At 63.8% G+C, this 14,809-nt stretch carries 13 protein-coding genes and 1 tRNA gene; 6 read left to right on the top strand and 8 right to left on the bottom strand.

Translation table 11 applies throughout. The features are described 5' to 3' along the window. The first annotated feature begins 660 nt into the window (after positions 1-660). Positions 661-1,602, top strand: coding sequence for a GNAT family N-acetyltransferase (locus Q0A15_RS00845; RefSeq protein ID WP_291277644.1), 942 nt, complete (start codon positions 661-663; stop codon positions 1,600-1,602). 10 nt (positions 1,603-1,612) lie between these two features. On the opposite strand, the gene Q0A15_RS00840 is transcribed toward Q0A15_RS00845, so the two are convergent. Further along, on the bottom strand, positions 1,613-1,951 hold the full coding sequence (locus Q0A15_RS00840) for a cell division protein CrgA (RefSeq protein ID WP_291277643.1): 339 nt from the start codon (positions 1,949-1,951) through the stop codon (positions 1,613-1,615). A gap of 134 nt (positions 1,952-2,085) precedes the next feature. Between Q0A15_RS00840 and Q0A15_RS00835 the strand changes: the two genes are divergently transcribed. From Q0A15_RS00835 to Q0A15_RS00825, 3 genes are read left to right on the top strand one after another with little or no spacing between them, the layout of a single operon-like run. Next, entirely contained in the window at positions 2,086-2,805 is a 720-nt protein-coding gene (locus Q0A15_RS00835) for a class E sortase (RefSeq protein WP_291277642.1), read from the top strand. Then, complete coding sequence (locus Q0A15_RS00830; protein WP_291277641.1) at positions 2,805-3,008, top strand: hypothetical protein; 204 nt, start codon at positions 2,805-2,807, stop codon at positions 3,006-3,008. The genes Q0A15_RS00835 and Q0A15_RS00830 overlap by 1 nt, the downstream gene beginning before the upstream one ends. Positions 3,009-3,020: 12 nt before the next feature. Continuing rightward, positions 3,021-3,677, top strand: a complete 657-nt coding sequence (locus Q0A15_RS00825) for an aminodeoxychorismate/anthranilate synthase component II (RefSeq protein WP_291277640.1) — start codon at positions 3,021-3,023, stop codon at positions 3,675-3,677. A 286-nt stretch (positions 3,678-3,963) separates the two neighbouring features. On the opposite strand, the gene pknB is transcribed toward Q0A15_RS00825, so the two are convergent. From pknB to Q0A15_RS00790, 7 genes are read right to left on the bottom strand one after another with little or no spacing between them, the layout of a single operon-like run. Next, positions 3,964-6,234, bottom strand: coding sequence for a Stk1 family PASTA domain-containing Ser/Thr kinase (gene pknB, locus Q0A15_RS00820; RefSeq protein WP_291277639.1), 2,271 nt, complete (start codon positions 6,232-6,234; stop codon positions 3,964-3,966). A 28-nt stretch (positions 6,235-6,262) separates the two neighbouring features. After that, positions 6,263-8,080, bottom strand: a complete 1,818-nt coding sequence (locus tag Q0A15_RS00815) for a serine/threonine-protein kinase (protein ID WP_291277638.1) — start codon at positions 8,078-8,080, stop codon at positions 6,263-6,265. Then, complete coding sequence (locus tag Q0A15_RS00810) at positions 8,077-9,540, bottom strand: penicillin-binding transpeptidase domain-containing protein (RefSeq protein WP_291277637.1); 1,464 nt, start codon at positions 9,538-9,540, stop codon at positions 8,077-8,079. Before Q0A15_RS00810 ends, Q0A15_RS00815 begins: the two co-directional genes overlap by 4 nt. Further along, the gene (locus tag Q0A15_RS00805; protein ID WP_291277636.1) at positions 9,537-11,021 is read right to left on the bottom strand and encodes an FtsW/RodA/SpoVE family cell cycle protein; all 1,485 of its coding nucleotides are present in this window, start codon (positions 11,019-11,021) and stop codon (positions 9,537-9,539) included. Before Q0A15_RS00805 ends, Q0A15_RS00810 begins: the two co-directional genes overlap by 4 nt. Continuing rightward, on the bottom strand, positions 11,018-12,427 hold the full coding sequence (locus Q0A15_RS00800; RefSeq protein WP_291277635.1) for a PP2C family serine/threonine-protein phosphatase: 1,410 nt from the start codon (positions 12,425-12,427) through the stop codon (positions 11,018-11,020). Before Q0A15_RS00800 ends, Q0A15_RS00805 begins: the two co-directional genes overlap by 4 nt. A gap of 2 nt (positions 12,428-12,429) precedes the next feature. Continuing rightward, positions 12,430-12,903: an FHA domain-containing protein gene (locus Q0A15_RS00795; RefSeq protein ID WP_291277634.1), complete on the bottom strand. Its 474-nt coding sequence runs from the start codon at positions 12,901-12,903 to the stop codon at positions 12,430-12,432. 4 nt (positions 12,904-12,907) lie between these two features. Beyond that, complete coding sequence (locus tag Q0A15_RS00790) at positions 12,908-13,702, bottom strand: DUF3662 and FHA domain-containing protein (RefSeq protein WP_291277633.1); 795 nt, start codon at positions 13,700-13,702, stop codon at positions 12,908-12,910. A gap of 332 nt (positions 13,703-14,034) precedes the next feature. Here Q0A15_RS00790 and Q0A15_RS00785 point away from each other — a divergent pair. Both Q0A15_RS00785 and Q0A15_RS00780 read left to right on the top strand, forming a co-directional pair. Continuing rightward, positions 14,035-14,118, top strand: a tRNA-Leu gene (locus Q0A15_RS00785). Positions 14,119-14,287: 169 nt separating this feature from the next. Beyond that, on the top strand, positions 14,288-14,575 hold the full coding sequence (locus Q0A15_RS00780; protein WP_291277632.1) for a hypothetical protein: 288 nt from the start codon (positions 14,288-14,290) through the stop codon (positions 14,573-14,575). The last annotated feature ends 234 nt before the right edge of the window (positions 14,576-14,809 follow it).

The raw sequence follows: 14,809 nt of genomic DNA, 5'->3' as shown, positions 1-14,809 counted from the left end.
GTGTGGACAACTTACATCCGTGTGGTTCGACGAGAGCTGCACTCGTATGAATCTACGAATCATGCGGATCGAGGCCAGTCATCACGCAGATGGAGGGAAAGCTCAAGCCGGGGACCGAGGGACGGGTGTTCGATTACCCACAGTTCGCATCCACAGCTGTGGATAACTTTGGTGAACAGGGTGTGCAGTACTGGGGAGAACTGGCTCGGCCCACACGATGATGGCGACCGATGTGCGCGAAATCCGCTGTGGCGGGTGGAAGGTGCGCAGATTCATGCACAGGGGTTGTGCACAATGTGGACAAGTTACATGGGTGTGATTCCGTGCGCATCGGAGGGGGTAACGGCCTGAGAACGCAGGTGAAACCGAGTTTCGGGGCGAGATTCCGGGCTGGTACCCACAGAGACTGTCCACAGTTGTGGATAACTTGAGTGAACAACGTGTGCACGAGCATAGATAGCTACGAGGAGTGCGGGGCGACAGCGTGTCTTCGTGGGCCGATGCTGCGGTCGGCGCTTGCGTGCGCCGTGCGTGAGTCACGCGGGAGCCCTTCACGCATTCTGAGTCTGGACACGGTTCGTTGCGTGGGGTTGAATGATCCCACTTCTGATTGAACTCTTTCAATCACTCGAGAGCGGTGCCCGAGGGGAGGAATCTCGTATGAGCCGGCCGAATGCTCATCTGCGTCCTGCGGTGCGCGAGGACGTGGAGGCGGTGACCGAGCTGCTCAATGCGGCAGCCCATCACGACGACACCGACGAATTCATCGATGTGGAGGACCAGGCGGAGGAGTGGAGGACGCCTGGCTTCACCCTGGAAGAGGACGCTCGTGTGGCGGTGGACCAGGACGGAGCGCTCCTGGCCTACCTCAGCATCCGTGTGGCGGATTCCCTCGTTGACGGTGAGATCACGGTCAACGTGTTCGGTGACGTCCACCCTGAGGCCCGCCGTCGTGGACTGGGCACCGAGCTGACCACCTGGGCCGTGAGCCGAGGAAGAGAGCTGGCGGGTGAGCGCTTCCCGGGCGTCCCTGCCGTGGTCCACGCTTGGGGGCGGGCGGAGGACTCCGACGCCGCGCAGCTCCTGAGAGATCTGGGGTTCCGGCCGGCACGCTATTTCACGGACATGCAGATCGAACTCGACCAGTGGGAGGACCCGGGCGGCCCGTCCACCGGACGAGTCATGCTCCATGAGGACCGCGATGCGGTGCTGGAGACCCGCAACGAGGCCTTCGCCGACCATTGGGGCTCATCGCCAACGTCTCCGCAGAGGTGGGCGCACATCTGGGGGCAACGAACGCTCCGGCTGGATCTCTCCAGGGTGATGCCGAGCCGGGACGGAACAGGCGTCGACGCGTTCGTACTGTCCGAGATCTGGGTCCCGGGCGAGGTCTACGTGGCGCTCGTGGGCACTCGACGGGCGGAGCGCGGAAGACATCTGGCCACGAACCTGCTTACGGACGTGGTCAGGGCAGCCCGGGCCGAGGGCGCCGCCAAGGTGGACCTGGGGGTCGATGCGGCAAGCCCCACGGGTGCCAACGGCGTCTATGAACGGGTCGGGTTCCGGCCCGTTCGGACCGGAGTCATGATGGTTCTACGGTGAAGGGGCGGCGTCAGTCCCGCCACCCCATCATCATGATGAAGCCGATCAGGGCGAGGCCGAAGCCGATCATGATGTTCCAGTTACCGATCTCCGGGATCGGGATGTCCACGCCCACCATGGCTGCGATGTAGAACGTGACGATCCAAGCCAGGCCGAGGATCATCAGGCCGAACATGACCACCTTGTACCAGGTGGCAACCGGCTTGAACTCATCAGCCTTGGCCGCCTTGACCCGCTTTGCCTCGAGCTTCTCCTCGGCCTCGGCACGCTTGGCCGGGTTACCGATCTTGGCCAGGTCGGAGAAGGCCTTGTCGTTGTGATCGTGGTTGTTGGACGTGGACTCTGGCACGGTTTCCTCCTGAGCCACGGACTCTGGACGCGGCGGGCGATAGGCTTGATGCTGCCCGCCACTTCGGCGGACACGTGACCTCAAGTGTATCGAGGAAACGCACACGGGTCCCAACCTGCCAAGGAGACGCTTACGTGGGTCGAAGAACAGCACAGCGGCAGAGGCGCGGTGTCGTCTCCACCCTGGTTGGTGGGTTCGGCGAGATCCTCCTGACCGCCGGACTGGTCCTCCTGCTTTTTGTCGCTTGGCAGCTGTGGTGGACCAACATCGAAGCAGACGCTGTGCAGAAGGACGCCATCACGGAAGTGACCGAGGACTGGGGGAAGGACGGCGTCAAGCCGACGCAGCCCCTGGAAGGCAAGGTCTGGGGCATCCTCTACGTCCCGCGGTTCGGCGATAGCTACGCCAAGCCCATCGCCGAAGGCACCAGCGACGAGGTCATGGACACCATCGGAGTGGGGCACTATCCGTCCACGCAGCTCCCAGGCGATCTGGGCAACGTGGCCATGGCCGGCCACCGTCAGACCCACGGCCAGGTGTTCTGGGACATGGACAAGCTCACGGACGGCGACAAGGCGTACGTGCAGACTGCCGAAGGCATCTGGACCTACACGTTCACCTCCCGCACCATCGTCTCGCCCGCTACCTCGAACGTGCTGCTTCCCGTGCCCGGGAAACCCGGCGAGGAGCCCACCATCTCCCAGCTCACCCTGACGACCTGCGATCCGCCGTTCACCACGCGTAACCGCATGATCGTTCACATGGAACAGGTTGCCGAAACCGGTCCAGGCGAAGTCCCTGACGCGATCGCGGACATCGTCAAGAAGACCACCGGAGTGGAGGAGACTGACTGATGTACGCCTGGCTGTTCCGGCACCTGCCCGGTCCCTTGTGGATCCGCATCATCCAGACGCTCTTGCTGCTGGCCTTCGTGGTCCTGGCCCTGATGAATTTCGTCTTCCCATGGGCCAACCAGTTCTCCCCTTGGAACGACTCCACGGTGGACGCCCTCCCGGCGCACCCAGAGACGTTCACCGACATGTCACCAGCGGCCTGAGGAGGGCCTTCCATGACTTCAACGAATCAGCTGGCACCCAAGGTGCTCGTCATCGACAACTACGACAGCTTCGTCTACACGTTGGTGGGCTACTTGCGAGAACTCGGCGCTCAGACGCAGGTGATCCGCAACGATGACCTCTCGGCCGAGGAGGTCTTCTCCCTGATGGAGAACGTGGACGGCGTGTTGGTCTCTCCAGGTCCGGGTGACCCCGCGGGCGCCGGCGTGTGCCTGGAAGTGATCCGCCGGGCCGAAGCCACATCGAAGGCCCTCTTCGGCGTCTGCCTGGGCCACCAAGCGCTCGCCGAGGCCTTTGGAGGCGTCGTGGCGCACGCCGAGCAGCTGATGCACGGGAAGACCTCCGTGGTGCGCCACGGCGACCATCCCCTCTTCGCCGGCGTTCCTCAGCCCTTCACGGCCACGCGCTATCACTCGCTGGCCGTCCGAACGGAAACCGTGCCCGCCGAGTTGGAGGTCACCGCCTCCACCGACGACGGCGTGATCATGGGCCTGGCCCACCGCACGGCTCCGCTCTGGGGCGTGCAGTTCCATCCCGAATCCGTCCTCACCGAGGGCGGATACCGCATGCTCGGGAACTGGCTGGAATCCCTTGGCGCGCAGGGCGCGGCCACACGTGCCGCTGCGCTGTCCCCGCTGATCCGGGACTGAACCGATCCGGGAGTGAACTCGGACCGGGCCGCAGGCCCGTCCACCCACATAACAGCCGACGGCGGGTGGCCACCTCGAGGTGGCCACCCGCCGTCGCGCATTGGCGCTTCTTGGTCCGCTTCAGCGCCGCAGCTGCCCCGTTCCGGGGCCGCTGCGACGGAGACGGGAACTTCAGTACCGGGACGCCTGGAGCGTCAGGAACCGGTGGTCACCAGCCCCAGCTCTTGCCCCAGTCTTCGTCGCTCCAGCGACCCCGGTCCCACCGACTCTCGTCCCAGCGTGCTCTTCAATCATCGCCGTCGTCCTTGTTGTCCTCGTCGTTCTTGCTGCCGCTGGAGTCGTCAGCCACCTTCAAGGTCACCGTGGTGCCGGGATCAACCGTTTCACCGGGCTGCGGGCTCTGGGACAGAACCGTGCCCGGGTCCTTGTCATCGCTGTGCTCCTCGGTCACCTCCGCCTTGAGCTCGTAGGAGCCGCCCTCCAAGGTCTTCACGGCGTCCTCCTTCTTCTTACCGGACACATCCGGAACCGAGACCTTGCCGGTGGAGACCGTCACCGTGACGAGGGTATTGCGGGGGACACGTCCCGAGGACGTCCCGTCGGCATCCACCTTGATCACGGTTCCTGCGTCCTTCGGGGACTCCCCGTCCACGAACTCCTGAGACATCAATCCGGCGCCATCGAGGAGCTTCTTGACCTCGTCCCTGCTCTTCCCGACAAGACCGTCAGGCAGCTTCACCTTGCCGTCGGAGACCTGCAGCGTCACGGACCCGCCGACCCTGATGGTGGAGCCGGCCTTCGGATCGGTGGACACGACCTTGCCTTCCTCCACGTCGTCGCTGGCCACGGTCTTGGTTGTTCCGTTGACCTTCAGACCGAGATCGGTGAGCTCCTGCTTGGCCTGGTCCTGGTCCATGCCCGCGAGATCGTCGGGGATCTGGACCTGGCCCTTGGACACCTTCAGCGTGATGGCCGATCCGTTCTCCACGGTCTCACCGAGCGCAGGGTCGGTGTTCACCACGAGATCCTTCTTGATCTTGTCGTGCTCCACCTCGGTGACCTGGTCGGAAACCTTGAATCCCAGGTCCGTCAGGGCCTTCCTGGCGTCCTCCTGGCTCTTGCCCGCAAGGTTGTTCGGGATGGTCACCTGCTCGGAACCCTGGGAGACGCGCAGGGACACGTCCGAGCCCTTCTTGGCCTGCATGCCGGCACCGGGATCGGTGTCCACCACGGAACCGCGCTTCACATCGTCACTGAAGACTTCCTTGACCACCGGGACCAATTCCTTGTTCTTCAGCGCGGTCTCCGCCTCGGCCTGCGTCTGGCTTTTGACGTCCGGTACTGCGACACGGGCGTTCTTCTCCGCCTGGTCTTGCAGGTACCTGACCAAGAAAAAGCTTCCGACGGCGAGGAGGAGCACCAGGATGATCGAGACGATCCAGACGATCTTCTTGCGGCTCTTGGCCTTGGACTCGGCTTGTTTGGCCGCCTCCGAATCCTCGTCGGCCTTGGGGATCAGGCCGGTCCAACTACCCGTCTGAGCGGTATCCGATGCCGCAGCTGAGGCGGCCATGGGAATGGCTTGGGTGGTGGCCGTGGCCGAGTTGGCGGACGTGCTGGAAGGGGCTGCCCCATAGGCGGCCGCAGGCATCTGACCGTGCTGTGCGGCGCGCAGCGCCGTGGCGAACTCCTGCGCGGTCTGGAAACGGTGGCCCCGATCCTTGTTCAACGCACGCGCAATCACGGCGTCCAGCTGCGGAGTGACGGACGGGTTCAGGGACGACGGGGCCGGCGCCGGTTCTCCCACATGCTGATAGGCCACCGAGACCGGACTCTCGCCCACGAACGGGGGGCGCCCTGTCAGCAGCTCGAAGAGCAGGCAGCCCGTGGAATACAGGTCGCTGCGAGCGTCGACGGCTTCGCCGCGCGCCTGCTCGGGGGAGAGGTACTGGGCGGTGCCGACCACGGCTTGCGTCTGCGTCATGGTCGCAGCCGAATCGGCCACGGCCCGGGCGATCCCGAAGTCCATGACCTTCACGGTGCCTGCCTCGGTGATCATCACGTTGGCGGGCTTGATGTCGCGGTGGACGATCCCCTGGGCATGGGAGGCGGCCAAAGCGGCCAGGACGCCGAGGGTGGCGTTGGAGGCATCCCGAAGCGACAGCGGGCCGTTGGAGATGCGGGACTTGAGCGTATGCCCCTTCACGTACTCCATCACGATGAAGGGAACCTTCAACCCGACGTGCTCACCGGGCAACTGCACATCGGTGTCCCCGGTGTCGTACACAGCCACGATCCCGTGGTCGTTCAGCCCTGCAACGGCCTTGGCCTCACGGCGGAAGCGAGCCTGGAAGGTCTCGTCCCGGGCCAGGTCTGAGCGCAAGATCTTCACTGCAACATCACGGCCCAGGAGGACGTCGCGGGCCAGCCACACGTCGGCCATGCCGCCGCGGCCGATCAACCTGCTGAGTTCATAACGGTCGTTGAGCACGTGCTGCTGCGGGGTCGCAGCGGGCCCGCTTGCTGCCGGCTGGGGTTCTTCCGGTGTTCCGGTCACGGGGCACCTCCTTCTTCTTTCTCGTGGGTCAGTTGGTCGTTTCGGAGTCGGATGCGGCATCAGGATTCGAGACCGCCGCCGCATCCTCACCGTTGGAATCCGAACCTGCGTCGTCGGCGGCCGACTCCGCGTTCGCGTTCTCCGCAGCGTTGGCGTTCTCCGCAGCGTTGGCGTTGTCTGCCGCGTTGGCGTCCTCCGTCGAGTTCGCGTTCGCAGCGTCATGCGAGTCCGCGTTCGACGAAGCTTCGGCTCCGTCGTTCGAGGCAGCCGATGCGCCGGTATCCGTGGAACCTGACGTGCCGGTGTTCGTGGAACCGGCATCTGAACCAGATTCCGATGTGGTTCCGCCATCGTTGGACGAAGAATCGTCGGAATCGCTGTTCGCGGAACTGCCACTGGAACCTGAATCAGACGAGTCCTCGGCAGTGCAGGTTACCGTGATCCGGGCGTCCGGCTGCAGCGACTGTTCCCTGGGCTCCACCCAGCTCGCCGTGCCGGAGTCTGCGCCGCTGAGCGAGACGTTGGTGAAACCGAGTGAGGCCAAGTAGGTCGTGGCATCACTACAGGACTTTCCCATCACCCTGCCGGAGTTCAGGTAGATCGACTCCTCCTCAGTGGGGGATTCAGAGGTGGGCTCGGACGCGGACGTTGTGGCCGGCGACGTGGTCGGATCGTCGCTGCCGTTGATCCACTTGGGGATCATCACGGCAGCGGCGGCGATGAGACCAGCGGCCACGAGTGCCACGATCAGCCAGATCCACCACTTCTTCTTGCCACCGGAATTGTCCGTCGGCGCGTCATCAGGATTCGGCGGAACGGTGCCTCCACCATCACCTGGCCTCGCGGTGGCAGACAACGTCGAGTCATTCACCGTGGGCATGGCGGAAGTCCGAGGGGCGGACTGTGCGGAGATGGCGTTCGTGGCCTGGGTTGCAGGCGTCTGGACGGACGTCATGGTCTGCGTCGCGTCCATGTCCGATCCCAGGAAGGGTTTCATGCCGGGAACGGCATCAACGGCATCCTGCACGCGTCCGGCGCGCAAGGCGTCGGCCGCGAAGGCGAGCTTCGAGGCGTCCGCAGGACGGTCGGCCGGGCTCTTGGAGAGCAAGGCGAAGATGAGCGCGCGAACAGGTTCGTCGATGGTGTCGGGGAGTGCCGGCGGCCGGTCGTTGACCTGTGCCAGGGCGATGGCGATCTGGGATTCCCCGGAGAAGGGGCGGCGTCCGGCCAGGCACTCGTAGCCGATGACACCGAGCGAATACAGGTCGGATTGGCCGGTGGCGGTTTGGCCGGTGGCCTGTTCGGGCGCCAGATACTGCGCAGTTCCCATGACCTGGCCGGTGGCGGTCAGGGGGACCTGGTCCGCGAGGCGGGCAATGCCGAAGTCGGTGATCTTGACCTTGCCGGAGGGCATGATCAACAGGTTTCCGGGCTTCACGTCGCGATGAACCAGCCCACGCGCGTGAGCGGCGGAAAGGGCGCGCGCGGTCTGGGCGATCACGGAGAGCGTGAAGTCCGGAGTCAGGACACGCTCTCGTTCGATGATGGTGGACAGCGGCTCGCCCGGCACCAACTCCATGACGAGGTAGGCGCTACCGTCCGCCTCGCCGTAGTCGAAGACGTTGGCGATGCCGTCGTTGTTCAGCAATGCCGTGTGTCTGGCCTCGCCGCGGAAACGCTGGAGGAACCCAGGGTCTCCCATGTACTCCTCTTTGAGGATCTTGATGGCGACGATTCGCCCAAGAACGTTGTCAAGGGCCTTCCAGACCTCGCCCATGCCACCGATGGCGATCCGGTCCGTCAGCTGGTAACGACCACCCAGTGTGGTTCCACTCGTGGGTCTCACTTGTCGAACACCGCCCTTTCCACCTTGTTCATGATCGTGCTGGTGAGCCCTTGGCTCTCTTCATAGCTGATGTTCTGGACATTCACCGTGATGGCGACTTCCGGATCGTCCGCCGGAGCGAATCCGGTGATCCAGGCATGTACCCGGCCGGTGTCTCCGATCTGAGCCGTTCCGGTCTTCGCGGCGAGCTCCACACCGGGAACTTGTGCCTGCATCGCCGTGCCGGACAGCGGCGGTTGCTTCATCAGCTCGGTGACGTCGTTGGCCACCTTCTTGGTGGTCACGTCCCCGATCTTCTCAGCCTTGAAGGATTCCAAGACCTGCAGATTCGGGTTGGTGACCTCTTGGATCAGCTGCGGCTTCATCAGCACCCCGTCATTGGCGATACCCATGGCCACCATATTCATCTGCAACGTTGTGGCCTGGACGTCGTACTGGCCAATGGAGGAATACGCGAGATTCGCCGCGCTCATGTCCTCGTCGGGCCAGACGGACTTGGACGTGGGAGCCAGTCCCAGGTCCTTGGGCTTGGCGTTGAAGCCGAAGCGTTCCGTGACCTCGGTCATTTTGTCCTGGCCGATCTTCTGGACGGTCTTGGCGAAGGGCGTGTTGCAGGACTGGGCCACGATGAACTTCAGCGGAGCCTTGTTGGGCCTGCTTGCACAACTGCCGTGATCAAAGTTGGCCAGCTTCTTGTCGGTTCCGGGGGGAGTCCAATCGGGGGAGTTGTCGTACTCCCCGTCCACCTTGAAGTCTCCGGTCTCCAGGCCGGCCACCAGGTCCAGCAACTTGAAGCTGGATCCGGGGGAGACTCGGTCGTAGACGGCGGCATTCCAGTTGAGAGCCACGTTCTTCTGCTCGCTGAGTGCGGCCTTGTTCTTCTCCAACTGGGCGGTGGACTGCACGGCCATCAAGTTGGTGTCGTAGCTGGGCTTGGAGACCATGGCGAGGATCTTGCCGGTCTTGGGCTCGGTCACCACCACGGATCCCTTGAAGTTGTTCGGCAGCGCGTTGTAGGCGGCCTGCTGGATCTTGGGGTCGATGGTCAGAGCGACATTGGCGCCCTGATCCGATCCACCGGTGAACAAGTTCACCAAGCGGTCGAAGAACTGCGAGTCGCTGGTGCCGGCCAGGGTGGTTTCCTGAGACGACTCCAACTGTGTGGCGCCAGAAGCGAAGCTGTAGTAACCAGTGAGCCCGGAATACAGGTCGGCGTTGTGGTAAACGCGGCGGTAGTCGAACTGAGAACCATCCGAGTTCTTCACGCTCTCTGCGACGGGCTCACCGTCCACCAGGATGGCGCCACGAGGCTGCCCGTAGTTGGCGATCAACTGACGGTTGTTGAGTGCGTTGTTGTTCAGTGAGTCCGCTGCGAAGAACTGGATATAGGTGGTTGCACCCAACACGATCGCCATGAGGGCAACCACCGCCACCCAGACGCGCCTGACAGCCTGGTTCATGCGAGACCTCCCTCGGTACGCGCTGCGGAGGGACGCGGCAGCGCCTGCTCCGGCGTGGCGTCGAGGGCGGATGCCTCCTGAACCCGAAGCCGACGCTCAATGGCACCCTCGTCCTCTGTGGACAGGGCGGAACCGCCAGTGGCGGGGCGTCTGGCGTTGTGGGATATCAGCAGCAGGAGCGCAACCAGGATCCAGTTGGCCAACAGGGAGGAACCTCCAGCGGACAGGAAGGGTGTGGTGAGGCCGGTGAGCGGCATGACCCGCAGGACGCCTGCGGTGACAACGAAGAGTTGGAGGCACAGGGTGAAGCTGAGGCCAATGGCCAGAAGCTTCCCGAAACCGTCCCTGGCGCCGATGGCGGCACGAAGCCCACGGCTGAAGAGCAGCAGGTAGAGCATCACGATGGCCGCGAGGCCGACCAAACCCAGTTCCTCGCCCAGCGCCGTGTAGATCATGTCCGAATTCGCCAGCGACACTGAGTTCGGTTGGCCTTCCCCGATGCCGGTGCCGAAGATGCCGCCGTTGGCGAGGGCGAAGAGCCCCTGGGCAACCTGCCGGGAGCCGCCGTACGCCCGGTTGTAGATCTCCGGGTCAAAGACATTGAGCCAGACGTTGACACGTGCTTGGACGTGGGACACGAACAGCATGGCGAGGGCGCCGCCTGCGGCGATGAAGGCAAGGCCGATGGCGATCCAGGAGACTCGGCCGGTTGCCACGTAGATCATGACCATGAACAGGCCGAAGAAGAGGATGGCGCTACCGAGGTCCTTCTGCAGCACCAGCACGGCAAGCGCGGCAAGCCAGGCAACCAACATGGGAGCCATATCGCGTACACGCGGAAGTTGGATGGGACCGATCTTCTTACCCGCAAGCAGAATCAGATCTCGCTTCGATCCCAGGTAGGAGGCGAAGAACAACGCGAGGGTGATCTTGGCGAATTCGCCAGGCTGGATGCCGAATGGCCCGATACGGATCCAGATCTTGGCCCCGTTGATGGTCTGTCCCAGGCCGGGGATCAGAGGCATGATCAGGAGAGCGGCCGAGGCTGCAAGCCAGATGTAGGTGAAGGGCCGCAGGATGCGGTGGTCCCTGATGGTCCACAGCAGGATCACGGCACATGCCATGCCGAGTCCGGTATATATCAACTGGTTGGTGGCAACCGTGGTGGGGGTGGCGTGCCCAAGATCCAGGCGATGGATCATGGCGAGACCTATGCCATTGATGGCAACCACGATCGGAAGAATGAACGGATCGGCATATTTGGCCCAGATGCGCAGGGAGATGTTCATGCCGAGCGCCAAAGCCCCCATGACGGCCACGTGAGTGATCCAGGAACGGTCCTCCACCGAGGAGCCCACGGGGGAGACGGAGACCAGGAAATCGGCCAACGCCACCACGGCGAGAGAAGGCAGTAGGAGGAAGAGCTCCAGGTTGCGTCGGGTGCGCTGTTTGGGTGGGCGCACTTCAGCGGAGACGGTCACTTGGGAACCTCCTCCGTGCAATAAGCGGCTTGCGTGCTGTCATCTTCATCATCGGCGATGACCTCACATTGGCTCTTCGCGGTCACCATGACCTGAGCGAGTGTGGTCAGTGCTTCCTGCCGGGAAGCGCCGGAAATCCCATTCTCCAGGTTCTGTTGGGTGTACGCGGGGAGGACCTCCAACGGAACCTTCGTCTTGGTGTCCACGTGGGAGAGCTTGATGGGGCCGAGGTTCTGGGAGACACCCTGGAACAGGGCAACCTTCCCGTTGTCGACTCCGACGTAGTACCTGGTTTGGGTCCACGAATACCCCAGCCAGACCACCGAGGCGAAGAGCGCGATGCAAACCGCGAGGATAGCAGGCATGAGCCAGCGGTGGCGGCGTTTCCCGCCGCGTTCGGCCTCGCGCTGAGCCCTCAGGGCCTTGGCCTCCAACAGGGCGGCCTTGTGGTTCAGTAGTGCAGCCGCTCGACGCTCTCCGGTCCCCTGCGTCACCAAAGGGATCTGACCGGATTCGGTAGCGAGGAATGCGGCACCGACCAGCTCGTGAGGCCGGGCGGACATGTCGTAGCGGAGCAACGCCCGCGTGGCCTCGAGATCGCCGTCGGCCGCAACTTTCAACTGAGCGGTGTCGGGAGAGGGATCCTCGCCGGCCTCTGGCTGGTGAGACTCGGGCGGTTCGGATTCCGAATCCATCACCTGGACCACCACTGCGGTGACGTTGTCCGGGCTACCGAGTTCCAGGGTGCGCTCCACGAGCCGGTCCGCTGCTTCGCGTACCGACCGGGCGGTCCGAACGATCCGCTCGGTTTCCTCCTCGGGGACCACGGCGTTGATGCCGTCCGAGCACAGCATCCAGACTTCACCAGGTTCCACGGGGTACTCGTGGAGGTCCAGCTCGGGGGAGGCATCCGAATCACCCAGGACTCGCATGATCACGTTGCGGTGAGGATGGACCTTGGCCTCTTCCTCGGTGATGCGCCCCTCTTGCAGCAGCTTCTGCACAAAGGTGTGGTCCTGGCTGATCTGCTCCCAGGTGTCGTTCTTCAAGCGGTAGGCACGCGAGTCCCCGATGTGCGCATATCGGAAGCGGTCTTCCGTGAGCAGCAGGGCCGTGACCGTAGTTCCCATACCTGAGAGTTTGGGGTTCTGATCCACGAGTTCGTTGAGGATGATGTTGGCGGACTGGATCTCGTCAGCCAGGACGGTATCCGGGTTCTCCAATTGCGCGCCGTCGAGGTGCACCAGATCGAGCACGGTCGATGCTGAGGCGACATCACCGCCAACGTGTCCGCCCATACCGTCGGCAACGACAGCAAAATAGCGCCCGGCATAGCCGGAATCATCGTTCTTCTTGCGTACCTTGCCCACGTCGGAGGCGGCTGCGAAGTCCAGGTAGAGGGACATACTCAGGGCCTCAACTCCATCACGGTCTTCCCGATTCGGATGCGCTGGCCGGGTTCAACCGGCTGGGCGCGGGTGAGTTGGTTCTCGTCGATGAATGTTCCGTTGGTGGAGCCGAGGTCTTCGAGGAACCAGCGGCTGCCCTGTGGGAACAGGCGGGCGTGACGGCCCGAGGAATAGTCGTCGTCCAGGACCAGTGTGGCCTCCTGTGCGCGACCCAGCAGCAACGGGCTGGCCGCCAGTGGCAGCTCCGTTCCGGCCCGTGGGCCTTCCAAGACCACGAGGCGGTGCGGAATTACGCGTTCGGGTTCGCTCGGGCCGGCTGGGGGAGCGGCCGACGTGGGAGCGGCACCAGCTGCGACGCGGGTGCGTTGACCGACGCCGAGGTCGCGTCGCAGTGCCATGACCACGATCAAGATCATGATCCAGATCAGGGCAAGGAATCCGAAGCGAAGAAGCGTGACGACGAGTGGTGCCATGTGTTTACTTGTTCCGTTCTGTGTCACGCAGGAGACGGAACGTCACCTTGGTGTGGCCCGCGGAGATCACGGAGCCATCGGTCAGGACCTCATCGCCACTCAGCTTGGTGCCGTTCAACCAGGTGCCATTGGTGGAGCCGAGGTCCCTCACGAGGACCTTGGACCCTTCTCGGACGATGCCGATGTGCTTGCGGGAGACACCGGCGTCGGCGACCTGGATATCAGCTTCGGACGACCGACCGATGGAGATGGTAGGAGCGTTGATCGCATAGCGGCGCCCCTCCACTTCGATCACGGGCACGAGTGGCCGACGTTGGGAGACCGGGGGAGTGGGCTCAGGGGGTGCCACTCGGGTGGTTGCGCCCTCTGGAACCTCGAAGGGTTCATCGTCAGCGGCTCGCGTGGTGCGCTGGCGTGGCTTGGCTTGAGGCCCACCCAACGAAGCATCGATCTCGACATGACCGCGGGAAAGGTCCGCGTCGTGACGGAAGGTCACAGTGATGGCATCCCGCAGCGTGTAGTCCTGCGTCTCTGCATGCTCCAGGGCGACGTCGGCCAGCTCTTGCGCCAGAGGCAGGCCCCACTCCCGGGCCTTGGCGAAGTCGTCATCGCCGAGTCGGACGGTGAAGGCGTGTGGGGCCACCGTTCGCCCTTCTGAGAGGGAGAACGATTCGTTGTCCATGCAGTTACGGATGAGGTTGGCGATCTCCACGGGCTTGACGCCGTCGTTGGATGCTCCACGGAATGCGCGCGAGACGACCTTTTCGATACCGCGTTCGAGGCCCTTGACGAGTCCCATGGGGCCTCCTTCCTTCTGCCGTAGCTGTCCGTTACATGGCGGCCTGACCACACCGTGGTGGGGTCCGGTCCGGTCCGACTCTACCGAAAGCGACTGAAAGCGCGCCCAGAGTGTGGTCCGCAGGTTCCGATTCGTAGCCGAGCGCGGTCCTGCGAACCCGTGCGTAGCCACCCGTGAGAGTGGTCCGTGTGGGTGCTGCTCTCCATCGTCGGCATGGAGAGGATGAACCCGGCGGGGCTGTGACGAAGGCTACGAGCCCTCGATTATGAAATGCTCCTGGGCATCCGCTAGGCTAGTGATCACTGCGGTCCTGATGGATCGAAGTCACTCGAGCGCGAGTGGCGGAATTGGTAGACGCGCTGGCTTCAGGTGCCAGTGATCGCAAGGTCGTGGGGGTTCAAGTCCCCCCTCGCGCACAAAGGAAATGAGCCCCTGGTCGTAAGACCAGGGGCTCATTCGTTTGCCGGCCCAATGCCCGACGGCGGTGGGCGCCAGAGTGCCCCGCCGACCGGGGTGGGCCGCACATCGCGCCGGATACCTGATGACATGGGTGGACGTGATCTGAGGTAGGACTTCGGGCCGGGCGTGATGGCCAACACGGAGATCCCAGGTCCCAATGCCCGGACGTTCGTGCTGGTGCGCGGCATCGGCATGGGGCGCATCGTCTATGCGGACGTCGCTGAGGTGCCGTCCGAACGCGGACGCGTGCTCGCCGTGGAGGCGCTGGTGCTGATCGCCCCGACCGTCACCTGTTACGAGCGCAAGGCGCCGCGTCAGGCGACGCTGATGGTCCAGGACCTCACCGGTGAGGGCCCCAAGTGCTGTTACTGGGGATGTGGGAATACGCCAAGACCAGCCCGATCTGGTTCCTGAAAAAGCTGCGGTTCGTGCTGCGGCATCGGTTAGAGAGCATCTGCCTGCACATCGGCACCCCCACCCCTGTCCTGCGCGGGGAGACGGACAGGGTGCGCCCTCGCGACTGGGTGTCCGAGGTGGCGCAATTGGGCTCTTCGGATTTGGGGGTGTAGGCGGTTGTTAGTCACGGGTGTGGGTGAAGTGGGTGCGGAAGCCGCCGGCTTCGAGGAGTGCTCGGAAGCGGTAGTAGGT

Origin of the sequence: Galactobacter sp. (assembly GCF_022712295.1) — a bacterium.
Taxonomy (GTDB): domain Bacteria; phylum Actinomycetota; class Actinomycetes; order Actinomycetales; family Micrococcaceae; genus Galactobacter.
Note: the sequence above shows the minus strand (reverse complement) of the source record. Positions and strands in the feature narration are given on the sequence as shown.

What these genes read in the sequence shown, in the direction of transcription:
- Q0A15_RS00845 (WP_291277644.1), top strand. Translation starts at nt 661, where the DNA reads ATGAGCCGGCCGAATGCTCATCTGCGTCCTGCGGTGCGCGAGGACGTG.
- Q0A15_RS00830 (WP_291277641.1), top strand. Translation starts at nt 2,805, where the DNA reads ATGTACGCCTGGCTGTTCCGGCACCTGCCCGGTCCCTTGTGGATCCGC.
- Q0A15_RS00825 (WP_291277640.1), top strand. Translation starts at nt 3,021, where the DNA reads ATGACTTCAACGAATCAGCTGGCACCCAAGGTGCTCGTCATCGACAAC.
- Q0A15_RS00810 (WP_291277637.1), bottom strand. Translation starts at nt 9,540, where the DNA reads ATGAACCAGGCTGTCAGGCGCGTCTGGGTGGCGGTGGTTGCCCTCATG.
- Q0A15_RS00800 (WP_291277635.1), bottom strand. Translation starts at nt 12,427, where the DNA reads ATGTCCCTCTACCTGGACTTCGCAGCCGCCTCCGACGTGGGCAAGGTA.
- Q0A15_RS00795 (WP_291277634.1), bottom strand. Translation starts at nt 12,903, where the DNA reads ATGGCACCACTCGTCGTCACGCTTCTTCGCTTCGGATTCCTTGCCCTG.
- Q0A15_RS00790 (WP_291277633.1), bottom strand. Translation starts at nt 13,702, where the DNA reads ATGGGACTCGTCAAGGGCCTCGAACGCGGTATCGAAAAGGTCGTCTCG.